This window comes from Allobosea sp. R86505, from assembly GCF_042466375.1.
GTDB lineage: Bacteria > Pseudomonadota > Alphaproteobacteria > Rhizobiales > Beijerinckiaceae > Allobosea.
In genome coordinates, this window is the sequence record NZ_JAXHPY010000002.1 from 38,418 (window position 1) to 54,313 (window position 15,896).

Genomic DNA, 15,896 nt, shown 5'->3' on the forward strand with positions numbered 1-15,896 from the left:
TCGCAAGAATGGTGTTCTTGCCCTCGCCTGGTCCGGTGACATCATTCGCACGCCAGTCACATATTGCAGCGCATCATAATTGAATGTTGCGGCGCATGGCGTAGCGGGGCTCCGGAGCAGCGTGGGCGCACGCTCAGTCGATTTGGCGTCTCGCATCTGGAGAACCGTATGCTCAAGGGAAGAACCGCCGTGGTCACGGGCTCGACCTCGGGCATCGGGCTCGCGATTGCGCGCGCCTATGCGCAACAGGGCGCCAACATCGTCATCAACGGCTTCGGCAAGCCTGACGAGATCGAGGCCGAGCGCGCCGGCATCGAGGCCGATTTCGGCGTGAGAGCGCGCTATAGCCCAGCCGACATGGCCCATGGCGGCGCGATCGCGGCCATGATCGAGCAGGCGGAAGCAGAGTTCGGCTCGGTTGATATCCTCGTCAACAATGCCGGCATCCAGTTCGTCTCGGCCATCGAGGAGTTCCCGGTCGAGAAATGGGACGCGATCATCGCGATCAACCTCTCGGCCGCGTTCCATTCGATCCGCGCGGCGCTGCCTGGCATGAAGGCGCGCCAATTCGGCCGCATCATCAATACGGCCTCGGCGCATGCGCTCGTCGCCTCACCGTTCAAGTCGGCCTATGTCGCCGCCAAGCACGGCATCGCCGGGCTGACCAAGACGGTCGCGCTGGAAGCCGCCACCTTTGGCGTCACCGTCAACGCGATCTGCCCGGGCTATGTCTGGACGCCCTTGGTCGAAAAGCAGATCCCCGAGACCATGGCGGCGCGCGGCCTGACCAAGGAGCAGGTCATCAACGACGTGCTGCTGCACGCCCAGCCGACGAAGGAATTCGTCACCTCCGAGGAGGTCGCGGCGCTTGCGGTGTTCCTCGCCTCGGATGCGGCGAAGTCGATCACCGGCGTGATCCTGCCGATCGACGGCGGCTGGACCGCGCAGTGAGGACAGCACCATGAACCGCAAGGACATCCTCGATCTGCCCTCGATGCCGCTCGCCGGGCCGAGCTATCCGGCCGGCCCGTATCGCTTCATCGACCGCGAATACATGATCATCAGCTACGAGACCGATCCGGATCTGATCCGCCATCATCTGCCCGAGCCGCTGATGCCGATCGCGCAGCCGATCGTGCATTACGAATGGATCAAGATGCCCGATTCCTCGGGCTTCGGCAGCTACACCGAGACCGGCACCGTCATCCCCTGCCTGTTCGGCGAGGAGGAGGTCAATTTCGTCTCGCAGATGTATCTCGACATCGAGCCGCCGATCTCGGCCGGCCGCGAGATCTGGGGCTTTCCCAAGAAATACGCCCACCCCAAACTCGAGACAGTGAAAGACACGCTGACCGGCACGCTCGAATATGCCGGCCAGCAGGTCGCCATGGGCACGATGGGCTACAAGCATGAGAGCCTGGCGGGAAACGGCGTCAGGACCACCGCCATGCTCTCGAAGACGCAGGTCAACCTCAAGATCATTCCCGGCGTCGACGGCGAGCCGGAAATCTGCCAGCTCGTCGCGCTGAACCTGACCGACATCACCGTCAAGGGCTCCTGGATCGGGCCCGGACGCTTGCACCTGATCCCGCATGTCAACGCACCCGTCGCCGACCTGCCGGTGCGCAGGGTGCTCGGCGCGCATCACTTCATCGCCGACTTGACGCTCCCGTTTGGGCGCAAGATCCACGACTATATGAGGGTGTGAACCGAGCAAATGCTCATTTTTACGCAATGCGTCGGCTGCCCACGGCATTTTCCACTCTGTCGCGGAACGCTCAAAATCGGCACGGCAGAGGCTGCCGAGCCCGCAGCAGCCCGGACGCAAAAGCGAGACCAGTCGTGACCACGCCCAGTCCGATCAGTTGCACGCCGGTGGGCCATTCGGCCGCGATCGGGATGCCCAGGATGATGGCGACGGCCGGCACCAGAGCCGGAAACACCGCCGCTCGCCCTGCACCCAGACGCTGCACCGCCGCCGAGAAGGCGATGACAGCGACAACGCCTGAGAGCAGGCCCTGCACCACGATCTGGGGAGCGAGGACGTTCCAGGGCTGGGCGAGCAGGCGCTCGACGCCGACGAAGGCAAGATAAATCGGGCCATAGATCAGCAGGGACAGCACCGAGACGGCCGCCGTCGCTGCCAGCGGCGCGATGCCCCAGCGGCGCGTCAGAACGGTGAACCCGGCCCACATCAGGCCCGCGGCGACAAACATGGCGTCGCCAAGCGGCGTCAATGCGCCGCCACTCAGCAGGCCCGGCCCGGCGATTACGGCAAGGCCGAGGATGATGACCAGACCGCCGGTCAGGCGCGCCCGCGTAAGCCGGTCCTTCAGCACCAGAGCGGCGAGGCCCATTCCGGCGAGCGTCAGTGCGGCCGGCTGCAGCACCGCGCCATGGGCGAGCGGCGCATAGCTGTAGCCGCCGACGCCGATCAGGATGAAGAGAGGGCCGACGAGTGCGGTCAGGATCAGCCCCCGCCGCCAGCCGACGCCGGCGAGCGTCGCCGGCTGGTGGGCCAGCAGCCAGGGCGCCATGACGAGGCCAGCGACCGCATAGCGGATGAAGGCGATGTCGCTTGCGGCAAGGCCTGCCGCGACGCCGGCCCGCGCCAGCGCGAGATAGCTGCCCCAGATCAGGGCTGCAAGCAGCCCCAGCGCGAAGCCGCTGAACACCGGCTGCGCCTGGGCAATCGAGAGCCGGGGAATCCGGCCCCCGGGAGCGGCCGACTGCAATGATATGAACGACATGATCTCAATCCTTCTCAAGCAGCGTTGGCGGAGGAGAGCGCCGCGACCGCAGCCAGGGCCTGCTCGGGGTCGAGCCGCCTGCGGTAGTCGGGATCGGCGAAGACGGTCGTGATGACGCCGCCCTTGGCGACGATAAAAGTCGCCGGCATCGGCAGAGACCAGCCACCATCACCGTTGCGCGTCGGCAGATCATGGCCGAATTTCTGGTAGAGCGACTTGATGTCCCGCGAGAGCTGGAAACGGATGCCGAGCGCGTCGGCGAGCCTGCCCTCGACATCTGACAGCACCGGGAAGGCGAGCGCGTTTTTCTGCGCGGTGTCGAGCGTATCGTCGGGCGTCTCGGGCGAGACGGCGACAAGCCTCGCGCCGAGCCTGGCGAAGGCGTCGAGCCGCTGCTGATAGCCGCGCAGTTCGAGATTGCAGTACGGACACCAGCCGCCGCGATAGAAGGTGATGACGAGGGGGCCGACGGCGCTGAGCGCGCGCAGGTCGATGCTCGCGCCGGACGCGTTGGGCAGCGTCAGCGCCGGCAGGAGATCGCCGGGCCGCGCAACGCGATCGAGCAGGCCAGAGCTGCGCAGATCGTCGATATCACTGGCGACCAGGCTTGAAATCTCGGGGCCGACGCGCTGGGTCCAGGCGCTGCGAAACTCATCGAGTTCGGTCTGAAGGGTCATTGAGTCTGCTCCGGGAAAGGGGGCGGCCGACGGCGGACGCCGCCGGCCGGACAGGGTCAGGCCGCCAGCTTGCGGTTGCGCGGCGAAACCCATTTGGTCTGCGCCATGAAGTCGTCCAGCGGGGTGTGGGTCAGGTGGTTGACGTAGTTCGAGATCGTCTTGGTCGCGACGATCACCACCAGTTCGAGCACCTGGGCCTTGCTGAAGCCCGCTGCGATGAAGGCGTCGACGGCGTCGTCGCCGGCGAAGCCGCGCTCGGAGACGATGCGCTCGGCGAAGCTGCGCAGCGCCTGCAGGCGCGCATCCTTGAGCGGAGCGCTGTCGCGCAGGGCCGCGATCGCTTCGGGCTCGACGCCGGCCATCTTGGCCAGAACCGAATGGCCTGAGGCGCAGTATTCGCATTCGTTCAGCACATTGATCGCCATGAAGGCGACCTGCTGCTCGGCCGGCGTGAAGCTTGTCTGGGCGACGAGCCCAAACAGCATGTCATAGGCCTGCAGGGCGACCGGGCTTTCGGCCAGGGTGCGGTGCAGGTTGGGAATGAATTTCCAGGCCTTCTCGATGCCGGCGAGCTGCTCCTTGGCGGCTGCGGGCGCGGTCTCGACGGTGTGAAGCGTGAATTCGGTCATGGTCTGTCTCCGGGTTTCCGGGCGGCGGCCTCGCCGTCGTCCATGTCCAGACTATGCTTCATTCGTCTTGCGGCGATAACGCTGCTTGAATGCAGAACATTGATACGTAAGATGTATGAATGTCCGATCTGGTCGCCCTGTTCCGCACCTTCGTCCGCGTTGTCGAGGCGGGCTCCTTCACGGCCGTCGCGCAGGAACTCAACACGAGCCAGCCGACCATCTCGCGCCAGATCGCGGCGTTGGAGGACCAACTGGGAGCGCTCCTGTTTCAGCGCACGACCCGCGCCCTGACCCTGACCGATGATGGTCGCGTTCTTTACGAACAGGCTCGGCAGGCGCTGGACAGCGTGCAGCAGGCGCTTGGCTCGGTCGGCCGGCGACGAGGCGCGCCAAGCGGGACGCTTCGACTGGCTTGCCCGGTCGTGTTCGGCCGGCTCCACATCGTCCCGCGTCTAGACGCCTTTCTATCACGCTATCCAGAGGTTTCCATCGACCTGATCATGAACGATGGCTTCACCGATCTGATCGAGGAGGGCATCGATCTTGCCGTGCGGATCGGCGACATAACCGATCCGAGCCTCATTGCACGGCGCATCGGCATGACACGCCGGGTCACGGTCGCAAGCCCGGCCTATCTGGCGGCGCGGGGCGAGCCTTCGCAACCAGCTAACCTTGCCCACCACGAGTGCATTGTCTATTCGCGGCTGGCGACCGGCAATCGCTGGGAATTTTCAGGCGAAAACGGTCCGGTAAGCGTCGCTGTGTCGGGACGATACCGCGTCAACAACTCGGAGGGCGTGCGCGAAGGCGTGCTCGGCGGACTCGGAATCGGCGTCGTTCCGGTCTGGCACTTCACTGACGAGATTGCCTCGGGCCGCCTTGTCGTCATTCTATCGGCCTTTGAGCCGCGCGCCCTGCCGACACAGGTCGTCTATCCGTCCCGCAGATTCCTCGCGATCAAGGTTCGCGCTATGATCGACTTCCTTGCCCACGAATTCGAACTCGATCCTAAACTGTCGGCCTATGGGGACAGAGATTGACCGTTCCGCAGCAAGAGCCCCATCGCACGGTCGTTTGTCAGAACGGCAGATGCTAGGCGCATTCTGCGACTTCTGCTTTCGGGCTTAGCGCCAGTTTCAGCTTTTGTGAAGGGTTTCGGATGCCGGCCCATGCGAGCGGGTTCGGACTGGGCTGAGGGCCGGCGTCCGAAAGCCTCCAAGGGAGGAAGCCGCGGCCCGGGGCCGTGGGCTATGGGGATTTCGCCGCGCGGTATGGTCTGCGAGATCGTGCGAGGCGCGAGGCGACGGTGCGATGCTCCGACCGAGCGGCCCCGAAGCTGAGGTTTAGCTGCACATTTGGTGGATCCGAGACCGCGGCCATCTCCGTTTCCGCGATTGGGCCGAACGGGATTGCCCGCTCTCTGGCCGAGATCGGCAGTGCTTCCTGAAGATGCCGCCATGGGGCCATCGTCATGATGTGTCGATCCTGACGGCGAGGATGGTTCGCGGCGCTGTGCCCGGCGCGAAGCGCTCGACGAGGATCATGCGGCCGCCGCAGCATGGGCATGGCGGGTGGGGTTCAGAGGCCTGCTCGGGTTGCGCTGCGGCGACCGGGACGTCGTCTCTGGCGATGTCGTCCGGCGTCGTCGCCGCGATGATCTGCCTGATGCGGACGATGGTGTCGGCACGGCGGCTCGAGGCGAGCAGGCCGTAATGGCGGATGCGGTGGAAGCCGTCGGGCAGGACATGGAGCAGGAAGCGGCGGATGAACTCGTGGGCCGTCAGCGTCATGGTCTTGCGCCGGCCCTTGCCGGTGGAGCGGGCGCGATAGTCCTTCCAGCGGAACGTGACCCTGTGCCGATCCACGGCAATGATGCGGCTGTTGGCGATGGCGACACGGTGGGTGTAGCGGGCGAGATAAGCCAGCACGGCCTCAGGGCCACCGAAGGGGCGCTTGGCATAGACGACCCAGTCGGCGCGCCGCAGCGGCGCCAGCATGGAGGCGAAGGCATCGGCCTCAGTCAGATCGGCGAGATTGCCTTGGAAAGCGAGCCGCCCGGCCGCGTGCAGGGCCGCGAGCCCTTCGAGGAAGAGCCGTCTGAACAACCGCGAGAGCACGCGCACGGGCAGGAAGAAGCCGGATCGGCATGAGATCCAGCGAGCGCCGTCCGGCGACAGGCCGCCGCCGGGCGCGATGATGTGGAGATGGGGATGGTGCGTCATCGCCGATCCCCATGTGTGCAGTACGCTGGTGAAGCCGATGCGGGCGCCGAGATGCCGGGGATCGCTCGCGATGGTGGCGAGCGTCTCGGCTGCAGCCCTGAACAGCAGGCCGTAGACCTCGGCCTTGTTCTGGTAGGCGACCGCTGCGATCGACGCCGGCAGTGTGAAGACGAGATGATAGTAGGGCACGGGCAGGAGATCGGCCTGGCGATCCGCGAGCCAGTCCTTTGCCGCTGCGCCCTGGCAGCGCGGGCAGTGCCGGTTGCGGCAGGAGTTGTAGGCGATGGCCGCGTGATCGCAGTCGCCGCAGGCCATGACATGGCCGCCGAGCGCAGCCGTGCGGCAGGCCCGGATGGCACCCATCACCTTGAGCTGACCGCGGCTGAGCCGATGGCGCGCGAGATAGGCCTCGCCATGCCGGTTCAGGATATCCGCAACCTCCAGCGAAGGCCGCGCCATGATCGGCGCGGGACCGCTATGGCGGTGGCGGCGGCGCCAGCAGCGCGAGCGGGCTCGTCACTTCGCGCAGCGTCTTCAGCGCGACGCGGGTGTAGACGGCGGTGGTGTCGAGCTTCCTGTGCCCGAGCAGGACCTGGATGACGCGGATATCGGTCTTCCGCTCCAGCAGATGGGTGGCGAAGCTGTGCCTGAGCGTGTGCATTGACACCCGCTTGTCGAGCTTGGCTGCCTCGGCTGCAGCATGGCAGGCCCGGTTGAGCTGGCGCGTCGTGATCGGCTGGCCCGGCTGCTGGCCGGGGAAGAGCCAGCCGCGCGGCCGCTTCACCCGCCACCACTGCCGCAGCAGATCGAGCAGGTCGGGCGCGAGCATGACATAGCGGTCCTTGCGGCCCTTGCCCTGCTCGACCCGGATCAGCATGCGGGCGCTGTCGATGTCGGTGACCTTGAGGTTGGCGATCTCCGAGACGCGCAGGCCGCAGCCATAGGCGATGCTCAGCGCGGCGCGGTCCTTCAGGCTCCGCGCATGCGCCAACAGCAGCGCCACCTCCTGCGTGTCCAGAACCACCGGCAGGCGATCGGGCGTCGGGATCCGCGCCATGCGGTCACCAAAGCCGGTCCGGCCCAGCGTGACGTGGAAGAAGAAGCGCAGGGCCGTGCAGGCCAGGTTCATCCGGGCATAGCTGGCGCCGAGCGAAGCCATGTGAAGCTGATAGCGCCGTAGATCCTCGGGCTCGGCCCGGTCCGGCGGCAACCCAAGGAAGGCCGTGAACTCACGCACCTGCCGGACATAGTCGCGCTGCGTGTGCTCGCCGAACCGGCGGATGGTCATGTCCTCGATCATCCGCTGGCGCAGCGGGCTGACGGTGACGGCATCGATCATGGAAACCTCCAGGGATCAGGGGAAACGACCCCAAATCCTCGGATGCAGCGCCTCACAGGCGAAATCTCAGCGATGACCGCGCCGCAGCACCCTGCCGCGAGAGCGGCTTAGTCCAATGGCGCGATTCACCCGCTTGGCGCACGTCAGTGGTGGCGCACTGCCGTGAAACCGTTCAATCATCGAGCGGGCTGATAAATAGGAAATGGACCGTGACGTACCGCTTCGTTCACGCTGCCGACATCCATCTTGACTCGCCGCTGCGCTCGCTCGCACTGCGTGATCCAGACCTTGCCGATCTAATCGGAAACGCGACCCGGCGCGCTTTCGTGCGCGTCGTCGATCTCTGTCTCGACGAGCAGGTCGATGCGCTGCTGCTGGCCGGCGATCTCTATGATGGCGACCAGACCTCGATGAAGACGGCGCGGTTCCTGGCCGAGCAGCTCCGCCGATTGCATGAGGCGGGCATCCGCGTCTTCGTCATCCGCGGCAATCATGACGCGCTGTCGCGGATCAGTAAGGAACTGAGCTTGCCGGATTCCGTGAAGCTGTTCGGCGGCCGCGCTGAGGTGATTGCGATCGAGCGGGAAGCCAGCCAGTTTTCAGTCGCGATCCACGGTCTCAGTTTCGCGCAGCCCCATGCTCCCGAAAGCCTGCTCGGCAAGTACAGGCCGCCGGTCGAAGGCGCCGTGAATATCGGCCTGATGCACACCAGCCTCGCCGGCGCTGCCGGACATGATCTCTACGCACCATGCAGCCTGGCTGATCTTCAGAGCACCGGCTTTCGCTACTGGGCGCTCGGCCACGTCCACAAGCGCTCGGTCGTCGAGGGCGGCTGCGCGATCGTGATGCCCGGCATGCCGCAGGGCCGCGACATCAACGAGGCCGGCGCCAAATCCGTGAGCCTAGTCACGATCGGCGACGATCGTTCGGTCCGGATCGAGGAGCGCGTCACCAGCATCGCGCAGTTCGAGAGGGTTGGCGTTAATGCGACGGGGATCGACGACTGGCGCGATCTTGTCGCTTCGCTGGCGCGAGCATTGGAGCAGGCGCGCGGCGATGTCGCCTCGGAGCACCTTGTCGTCCGCCTGCGGGTGACGGGAGCGACCCCGCTGGCCTGGCGCATCCGCCGCGATCTCGATCTCCTCAAGACGGAAGCTGACGACCGGGCATCCGTCATCGGGAGCTGTTGGGTCGAGAAGCTCGAGGTCGATTGCCGGGCGCCCAGTGCGGTGGCCGGCGCTTCGGCTGATCCGCTCACTGAGTTGCGCCGCCTGATCGACGAGGAGGTCATCGGCTCCGACGCCTACCAGGCGGAGGTAGCTGCCATTGCCGAGGAGCTCAGGACGCAGCTTCCGCAGGAATGTCGCGGCCTGCTCGGCTCGGACGAGGACGCGTTCAAGGCCATGATCGCGGGCCTAGTGAAGGACGGGTCCGAAGACGTGCTCGCCCGCCTTCACGCCGGCGCGGAAGGCGGCGTTTCCTGATGCGCCTAAAATGCCTTGATCTCACACGCTACGGCAAGTTCACCGATCATCGCATCGAGTTTGGCGAGCGGGTGGAAGGCCAGCCCGACCTACATATCGTCTACGGACCTAACGAGGCCGGCAAATCGACGGCCCTGGCCGGCTTTCTCGATCTCCTCTTCGGGATCGAGACGCGCAGCCGCTTCAACTTCATCCACCCCTATCCGACGATGCGCGTCGGCGGGACCATGGAGCTTGCAGGCGGTCCCCAGGAGCTGGTCCGGATCAAGCGGCCACAGAACAGCCTGCTCGATGCGCGCGACCAGCCGATTGCAGAAGGCGTTCTCCTGGGAGAACTCGGTGGCATCGACCGCGACTCGTATCGCACGATGTTCTCGCTCGACGATGCGACGCTGGAGGCAGGTGGCGAAAGCATCCTGTCGAGCAAGGGCGATCTCGGCCAGCTCCTGTTTTCCGCAAGCGCCGGCTTGGCCGATCTCAGCAAAGGCCTTGTCGATCTCAAGACCGAGGCCGAGGGCATCTATAAGTACCGCGCCCGTAGCGGCGAGCTGCCGGACCTCAAGGCCCGGCTCGCGGAACTCAAGGCGGAACGGGAGCGGATCGACACCCTGGCGTCCGACTATGCCCAGCTCATCGAAGCTCGTGATCGGGCTGCCATCCAGTACGAAGAGGCGATCGGCAGCCGCGGGAGGATCCAGGCGCGCTTGGACGAGATCCAGCGCCATCTGAACGCTTTGCCGCGCCTGGCGGATCTGCGCGGTCTCCGCCAGCGCATTGCGCCCTTGGCCGACCTTCCCGACGCTCCGCGCGGCTGGGCCGAGGAGCTGCCGCAGTTGCAGAAGGACGAGATCGAGCTCGGCATTCGCGCGCAAGGTCTCACCGAGGAGATTGCGGAGCTGTCGGGGCAACTCGATGCGATCGTGGTGGACGAGACGGCGCTGCGGCTGGCCGACAAGGTCGAGCGGCTTGCTGATCTTCGTGCCCGCCATGTCACAGCCGAGAAGGATATCCCGGAGCGCCGCCTGCAACTGCGCGAGGCCGAATTCGCGATCTCCACGATTCTGGGCCGCATCGAGCGGACCGGAGAGGCAGATCCCCATCGCCTCGTGCTGGGAGCCTCGGTCGTCGGCACTCTTCGCACTCTGATCGAGACGCGCTCCGGCATTGAGGCCGCGCTGAAATCGGCTGCCGACGAGTTGTCCGAGGCTCGCCGGCGATTGGACGAGGCCCAGGCCAGGCTGCGCGACGCCGGCGGCGATCCGGAGACGGGGCAGGGGCGAGAGACACGGATGTCATCGCTCGCGGCGACCGTTGCGGCCGCACGGGCGGACGACCATGCGGCGCGTCGCCGGCTGGCCGAACGGGCTCGTGATGCCGCCCGCTCGACGTTGGCGGATCGCCTGCGCGAGCTGCGGCCCTGGAACGGTGACATCGACGAGCTCGTCGATCTGCCTGCTCCCGCTGCGGCGGAGATTCAGCGCTGGACGCTGGCGATCACTGAGACACAGAAGCGGATCGATCAGCATGCCCGCGACGTCGAGCGTCTGACGACGGAGCAGATCCGCCTGACGGCCGAGCTGGACGCGCTGAGTGGGATCTCAGGTCTCGTCTCTGATCAGGAAGCCGCGAGCATTCGTGCCATCCGGGAGCAGGCCTGGGCCGCTCATCGAGGCACGCTCGATATTGCTTCGGCCGACGGCTTCGAGGCGGCGCTTCGGCGCGACGATATCGTCACGAGCGGACGGCTCGGTCATATGGCGGATGTCGCAAAACTCCATCAGGTGAGCCAGGCGCTGGCCATTGCCAAGGCAGAGTGCCATCGCGCCATCGAACTTCGGGATGTCGCGACAACGGCTATGCAAGGCCTCCAGCGCGAGATCGCGGCGGCCGTAGCTGTGACCTGCCCGGCGCTATCGGACAGCATGCCGCTGCCTCAGTTTGAAACCTGGCTCGGCCGGCGTGACACAACGCTGGAGGCGAGAGCGCTCGTCCGTGCAGCGGAAAGCGATCTCCGTGAGACGGAAGCCGACGCCGTGGCTGTGCGAGATAGGTTGGCCGCCGCGCTGAGCGCGGCTGGTCTGCCGCACGATGCGGATGCCGGCCTCCAGGCGCTGTTGGTAGCAGGGCAGGGGGCGATCGATCGAGAGGTCGAGCTGAGGGCGTTGCGGGCCAGCGTGGATGAGCGGCAACGAGACGTAGCGAGCCGCGAGCGTGATGTCGAAAAGGCCACGGAGGCCGACCGGGACTGGAACGCCTCATGGACCAAAGCCTGCTCGACCTGTTGGCTGGGAGAGGGCGGCACAGTGCCGACGCTTGCCACAGTTCGCGAAATCCTCGTGGACATTACCGAACTAGGCCCCGTGCTGGAGAAGAAGGCTGGCCTCGTCGACCGGATCGGCAAGATGGAGAAGGACCAGGCCGCATTCCGCGACGAGGCTGAAGCGCTTGCCGGTGAGATAGGGATCGTTGCGCCCTCGGGCGATATCCTGGATCTGGCACAGGTAGTCAGCGCTCGGATTCAGGAAGCCCACGCCCAACGCACGCGGCGGGGCACCGCGACTCAAAACCTGGAGGCTGCCGGGACCCGGCAACGCATGCTCTCCGAGACCCTGGCTGTTCACGATCGTCGCAAGGTGGAGATGACCACGTTCTTCAGCGTCGCGACCTTGGCGGAGGTCTCCGGCATGCTGTCAGCCATCGAGAAAAGGGCGGGATTGACGGCGCAGGTCGAGGCTGCCGAGCGTGACATCCTCGCTGCTCTTCGGCTGCCCACGATAGACGAGGCGGAAGCGGTCCTCGATTGTGCCGATCACACCGCCCTGGAGGCTGAGCTTGTCGAGCTGAAGGCTCGCTTCGATGATCAGGACCAGCGCAGCCGTGACATGTTCTCGGTCCACAGCAAGGCGCTCGACCGGGTCGAGGCCGTCGGCGGCGATGGCGCGGTGGCGAAGATCGAGGAGGAGAAACGCACGCTGCTACTCGACATTGAGGATCGTGCGCTCCGCTATCTCAGGCTGAAGCTCGGCGCTGCCGCAGCCGAACAGGCGCTGCGCGCCTATCGCGACCGGCATCGCAGTTCGATGATGGCGAGAGCCTCCGAAGCCTTCGCGACGATCAGCCGTGGCGCCTATACCGGGCTCGCCGCTCAGCCGGAGAAAGACGGTGAGATCCTGATTGCGCGGGCAACTGGCGGGGGCTCGAAAGAGGCCGCGGAACTGTCGAAGGGGACGCGCTTCCAGCTCTATCTCGCGCTGCGCGTCGCCGGGTACTACGAATTCGTCGCCTCACGGCAGCCGGTTCCGTTCATCGCCGACGACATCATGGAGACGTTTGATGATTTCCGAGCCGAGGAGGCGTTCCGGCTCTTCGGCGAGATGTCAGCCGTCGGTCAGGTGATATACCTCACGCATCACCCGCATCTTTGCGAGATCGCGCGGCGGGTATGCCCGGGGACAACCGTTCATGAACTAGCCGCTGCATCGCCATGAAAAGCCATACATAGATGCGCATATTTAGAGATCTGCATGCTCACGCGGATGGCATAAACTTCCGATTGTTGGTGAGATCGACCCGGCCGATCAGCTGAGTGCGTCGGAGTAGGTCTTGAGCGCATCGGAAACGATGATCTTGTCGGTGCCGACCACGAACATCGCCGCGCCTCGCCTTTGCCAATCGTCACGCTGGCGGCGGGCCTCGACCGGATCGGGATTGAACACGGGCGCGATCACCGGCAGATGATGTGCCTTTGCCGCAGCGAGCATCCGCTCGATCGCGGCCTGGACCTCGGGATGGAGATAGTCGCCGGCGAGGCCGAGCGAAACGGCGAGATCGAACGGGCCGATCAGCAAAGCGAGCAGCCCCTCGACAGCGCAGATTTCCTCGATCGCTTCCAGCCCGGCTTTGGTCTCGACCAGCGCGATCACTCCGACGGTTTCGCGCTGGCGAGAGGAATAGCTTCGCCAGTCCCGAATGAAGTGCTCGCCGGCGCGGACGCAGGGGCAGGCTCCGCGTGTGCCTTCGGGTGCATAGCGGGTGGCGGCGACCATGGTCCGCGCCTGCTGCGCGGAGGCGACGCCTGGTATGACGATAGCTGCTGCGCCTGCATCGAGCGCCTGCCCGACGAAGACCGGATCGGCGACAGGGGCGCGCACCAGCGGCACGATGCCATTGGCGTCGCAGGCGCGGAACAGCTTCTCGGCCGTTTCGATGCCGAAGGCGCCATGCTCGCAATCGACGATGCTGAAATCGAGCCCGGCAGCTCCCAGCATGTCGATCACTTCTTCCGAACGGATCTGGGACCATGTGCCAAGCGCCGGGCGAGGCAAGGCGAGGAGATCGGCGAATGCGCGGCGCGGCATGAGGGTGCGTCCTGAACTCAGCGATAGAGCACCGCCCGGCAGGCGGCGGCGATGTCGGCCTGCGAGGGAATGACGGCGCGTTCCAGTGTGTCGTTATAGGGCATGGGAACATCGCGCATGCCGATGCGGGCGACGGGGGCGTCGAGCCAGTCGAACGCCTCCTCCATCACCATGGCCGCGACCTCCGCGCCAAAGCCCCATTTCGTCCAGCCCTCATGGACGACGACGAGACGGTGGGTCTTGCGCACGGATTCGAGGATGGTTTCCGTATCGAGCGGGCGCAGGGTGCGCGGGTCGATGACCTCGACCTCGATGCCGTCCCGCGCCAGTTCGCGTGCCGCCGCCAGCGCAGGCGCGACCATCGCCATGGTGGCGACAACGGTGACGTCGGAGCCGGCGCGCTTGATATCGGCCTTGCCGATCGGGATCGCGTAAGGACTGGTCGGCACCGGACCTTTCGACTGCACATAGAGCAGCTTGTGCTCGAGGAAGACGACCGGGTTGTCGTCGCGGATCGCCGCCGTCAGCAGGCCCTTGGCATCGTAGGGAGTCGACGGCGCCATCACCACGAGCCCGGGCACATGGCAAAACCAGGCTTCCAGCGACTGCGAATGCTGCGCGGCCAGCCGGATGCCGCCGCCCTGCGGCCCGCGAAACACGATCGGCATCTTCGGCACGCCGCCGAGCATGTAGCGGAACTTCGCCGCCTGGTTGACGATCGAATCCATCATCAGGGTAACGAAGTCGAAGATCTGGATCTCGACGATCGGGCGCAGGCCGGTCGCCGCCGCACCGACCGCGAAGGTCGAGATCGCGTTCTCGGAGATCGGCGTGTCGCGCAGGCGCTCGGGGCCGTACTTGTCGATCAGCCCGCGCGTGCAGGCAAAAATGCCGCCGATGCGGCCGACATCCTCGCCGATGACGAAGACGCTGTCGTCGCGCGCCATCTCCTGATCGATCGCCTCGCGGATCGCCTCGACATAGGAGATGTCGCGGCCGTCGGCCGCAGCCGGGCCGGGCTCGCTCGCGACAACGGCATGCGGCGCGCTGACGGCGGGCAGGAGTGCCTCGATCGTCGGCTCGGGCGCGGCCTTGGCCTCTTCGATTGCGGCCTCGATCTCGATATTGGCCTCGTCCAGCAGGCTCGCGATCCGCGCTGGCAGCACCTGCCGCTCCGACAGGCGCGTAGCTGCGCGCAGGAGTGCATCCTTGGCACGCCATTCCGCCTCCTCGGCGTCAGCGCGGTATTTCGGCAGGTTGGCGCGCATCGAGTGGTCGCCCCAGCGCCAGGTCATCGCCTCAATGAAGGAGGGACCGTCCCCGGCGCGCGCGCGCGCGACGGCCTTTGCCACCGCCTCATAGACGGCCACGACGTCATTGCCGTCGATGGTCTCGCCGGGCATGCCGTAGGCTGCCGCCCGTTTCGAGAGCCGGTCGATCGATGTCGAGGCCGCCATCGGGGTCGAGAGGCCATACTGGTTGTTCTCGCAGAAATAGATCATCGGCAGCTTCCACAGCGCCGCCATGTTGAAAGCTTCGTGGAACAGACCCTCATTGGCCGCGCCGTCACCGAAGAAGGCGAGCGCGACCTGACCGGATTTACGCATCTGGGCCGAGAGCGCAGCCCCGGAGCCGAGCCCGATGCCGGCCCCGACGATGCCGTTGGCGCCCAGAATGCCCTTGTCGAGCGCGGCGATATGCATCGAGCCGCCCAGCCCCCCGCAATAACCGGTGGCGCGGCCCATCAGCTCGGCCATCATCCTCGTCATGTCGGCGCCCTTGGCGATGCAGTGGCCATGGCCGCGATGGTGCGAGACGATGTAGTCGCGCTCGTCCAGCGCCGCGCAGGCCCCAACCGCGATCGCTTCCTGCCCGACGCAGGAATGCGCCGTGCCCTTGACCACGCCGGTGTTGAACAGCTCGATGACGCGCTCGTCGAAACGGCGGATGCGGCAGAGATCGCGATAGAAGCGCTCCAGCGTCGCGGTGTCGAGCGCCGTCTCCGGCAGCGGTGGTGCGACGCGGCGGTTCACAGCGTCGGCCCGCCGCGAATGGCGGAGACCTTCACCTCACAGACGATGCCCGGCATCGAGAAGGCGGCGACGCCGAAGCCGGTCCAGGTCGGGAAGACCGGGCCTTTGATCCAGCGGTCCTTGACCTGCATGAACAGCGGCAGATCGGCCGGGAAGGCGAGGAACCAGCTCTCAAGCTCGACGATGTCGGAGAAGCCGAAGCCGGCGGCATCCAGCACTTTTCCGATATTGCGGAAGCACTGCTCGAACTGCTGCTCGCGGTCTGCGACGACCTGCAGGTTCTCGTCGCGGCCGACCTGGCCGGAGACGTAGAGCGTGTCGCCGATGAGGACGCCGGGCGCGTAGCGGTAGCGTTCGACGATGTTCTCCATGCCAGGCGGGACGATCATGCGGCGTTGGGTCAT

At 66.0% G+C, this 15,896-nt stretch carries 13 protein-coding genes; 5 read left to right on the plus strand and 8 right to left on the minus strand.

Annotated features, from left to right (window positions below):
- Nucleotides 1-168: 168 nt before the first annotated feature.
- Nucleotides 169-951 carry a 3-hydroxybutyrate dehydrogenase gene (locus tag SJY11_RS24225; protein ID WP_376989460.1) on the plus strand — a complete coding sequence of 261 codons (783 nt, stop codon included), beginning with the start codon at nucleotides 169-171 and terminating at the stop codon, nucleotides 949-951.
- Nucleotides 952-961: 10 nt separating this feature from the next.
- Nucleotides 962-1,708 carry an acetoacetate decarboxylase gene (locus SJY11_RS24230; RefSeq protein ID WP_376989461.1) on the plus strand — a complete coding sequence of 249 codons (747 nt, stop codon included), beginning with the start codon at nucleotides 962-964 and terminating at the stop codon, nucleotides 1,706-1,708.
- 70 nt (nucleotides 1,709-1,778) lie between these two features.
- Here the strand turns inward: SJY11_RS24230 and SJY11_RS24235 are convergent, their stop codons facing one another.
- The 3 genes from SJY11_RS24235 to SJY11_RS24245 are packed head-to-tail and all read right to left on the minus strand — an operon-like array spanning nucleotide 1,779 to nucleotide 4,056.
- Nucleotides 1,779-2,750, minus strand: a complete 972-nt coding sequence (locus tag SJY11_RS24235) for a DMT family transporter (protein WP_376989462.1) — start codon at nucleotides 2,748-2,750, stop codon at nucleotides 1,779-1,781.
- A gap of 14 nt (nucleotides 2,751-2,764) precedes the next feature.
- A complete protein-coding gene (locus tag SJY11_RS24240; RefSeq protein WP_376989463.1) occupies nucleotides 2,765-3,427 on the minus strand; it encodes a peroxiredoxin-like family protein in 663 nt (220 codons plus the stop codon).
- Between the two features lie 56 nt (nucleotides 3,428-3,483).
- Nucleotides 3,484-4,056 carry a carboxymuconolactone decarboxylase family protein gene (locus tag SJY11_RS24245; protein WP_376989464.1) on the minus strand — a complete coding sequence of 191 codons (573 nt, stop codon included), beginning with the start codon at nucleotides 4,054-4,056 and terminating at the stop codon, nucleotides 3,484-3,486.
- 119 nt (nucleotides 4,057-4,175) lie between these two features.
- Between SJY11_RS24245 and SJY11_RS24250 the strand changes: the two genes are divergently transcribed.
- On the plus strand, nucleotides 4,176-5,096 hold the full coding sequence (locus SJY11_RS24250; RefSeq protein WP_376989466.1) for a LysR family transcriptional regulator: 921 nt from the start codon (nucleotides 4,176-4,178) through the stop codon (nucleotides 5,094-5,096).
- Between the two features lie 429 nt (nucleotides 5,097-5,525).
- On the opposite strand, the gene SJY11_RS24255 is transcribed toward SJY11_RS24250, so the two are convergent.
- The gene (locus SJY11_RS24255) at nucleotides 5,526-6,737 is read right to left on the minus strand and encodes an IS91 family transposase (RefSeq protein WP_376984328.1); all 1,212 of its coding nucleotides are present in this window, start codon (nucleotides 6,735-6,737) and stop codon (nucleotides 5,526-5,528) included.
- 16 nt (nucleotides 6,738-6,753) lie between these two features.
- Nucleotides 6,754-7,617: a tyrosine-type recombinase/integrase gene (locus SJY11_RS24260; protein WP_376984330.1), complete on the minus strand. Its 864-nt coding sequence runs from the start codon at nucleotides 7,615-7,617 to the stop codon at nucleotides 6,754-6,756.
- 209 nt (nucleotides 7,618-7,826) lie between these two features.
- Here SJY11_RS24260 and SJY11_RS24265 point away from each other — a divergent pair, with 209 nt between their 5' ends.
- A complete protein-coding gene (locus SJY11_RS24265) occupies nucleotides 7,827-9,101 on the plus strand; it encodes a metallophosphoesterase family protein (RefSeq protein WP_376989467.1) in 1,275 nt (424 codons plus the stop codon).
- Nucleotides 9,101-12,589, plus strand: coding sequence for an ATP-binding protein (locus tag SJY11_RS24270; protein WP_376989468.1), 3,489 nt, complete (start codon nucleotides 9,101-9,103; stop codon nucleotides 12,587-12,589). The genes SJY11_RS24265 and SJY11_RS24270 overlap by 1 nt, the downstream gene beginning before the upstream one ends.
- Nucleotides 12,590-12,679: 90 nt before the next feature.
- Here SJY11_RS24270 and SJY11_RS24275 read toward each other — a convergent pair whose 3' ends face one another.
- The 3 genes from SJY11_RS24275 to SJY11_RS24285 are packed head-to-tail and all read right to left on the minus strand — an operon-like array spanning nucleotide 12,680 to nucleotide 15,896.
- Entirely contained in the window at nucleotides 12,680-13,459 is a 780-nt protein-coding gene (locus tag SJY11_RS24275) for an HpcH/HpaI aldolase family protein (protein WP_376989469.1), read from the minus strand.
- A gap of 17 nt (nucleotides 13,460-13,476) precedes the next feature.
- On the minus strand, nucleotides 13,477-15,492 hold the full coding sequence (locus SJY11_RS24280; RefSeq protein WP_376989470.1) for an alpha-ketoacid dehydrogenase subunit alpha/beta: 2,016 nt from the start codon (nucleotides 15,490-15,492) through the stop codon (nucleotides 13,477-13,479).
- Entirely contained in the window at nucleotides 15,489-15,896 is a 408-nt protein-coding gene (locus SJY11_RS24285) for a RidA family protein (RefSeq protein ID WP_376989471.1), read from the minus strand. The genes SJY11_RS24280 and SJY11_RS24285 overlap by 4 nt, the downstream gene beginning before the upstream one ends.

Bases quoted from the DNA above. Each gene is read 5' to 3' on its own strand.
- SJY11_RS24270 (WP_376989468.1), top strand. From the start codon at position 9,101: ATGCGCCTAAAATGCCTTGATCTCACACGCTACGGCAAGTTCACCGAT.
- SJY11_RS24250 (WP_376989466.1), top strand. From the start codon at position 4,176: ATGTCCGATCTGGTCGCCCTGTTCCGCACCTTCGTCCGCGTTGTCGAG.
- SJY11_RS24235 (WP_376989462.1), bottom strand. From the start codon at position 2,750: ATGTCGTTCATATCATTGCAGTCGGCCGCTCCCGGGGGCCGGATTCCC.
- SJY11_RS24285 (WP_376989471.1), bottom strand. From the start codon at position 15,896: ATGACCCAACGCCGCATGATCGTCCCGCCTGGCATGGAGAACATCGTC.
- SJY11_RS24260 (WP_376984330.1), bottom strand. From the start codon at position 7,617: ATGATCGATGCCGTCACCGTCAGCCCGCTGCGCCAGCGGATGATCGAG.
- SJY11_RS24240 (WP_376989463.1), bottom strand. From the start codon at position 3,427: ATGACCCTTCAGACCGAACTCGATGAGTTTCGCAGCGCCTGGACCCAG.
- SJY11_RS24230 (WP_376989461.1), top strand. From the start codon at position 962: ATGAACCGCAAGGACATCCTCGATCTGCCCTCGATGCCGCTCGCCGGG.
- SJY11_RS24245 (WP_376989464.1), bottom strand. From the start codon at position 4,056: ATGACCGAATTCACGCTTCACACCGTCGAGACCGCGCCCGCAGCCGCC.
- SJY11_RS24255 (WP_376984328.1), bottom strand. From the start codon at position 6,737: ATGGCGCGGCCTTCGCTGGAGGTTGCGGATATCCTGAACCGGCATGGC.
- SJY11_RS24225 (WP_376989460.1), top strand. From the start codon at position 169: ATGCTCAAGGGAAGAACCGCCGTGGTCACGGGCTCGACCTCGGGCATC.
- SJY11_RS24275 (WP_376989469.1), bottom strand. From the start codon at position 13,459: ATGCCGCGCCGCGCATTCGCCGATCTCCTCGCCTTGCCTCGCCCGGCG.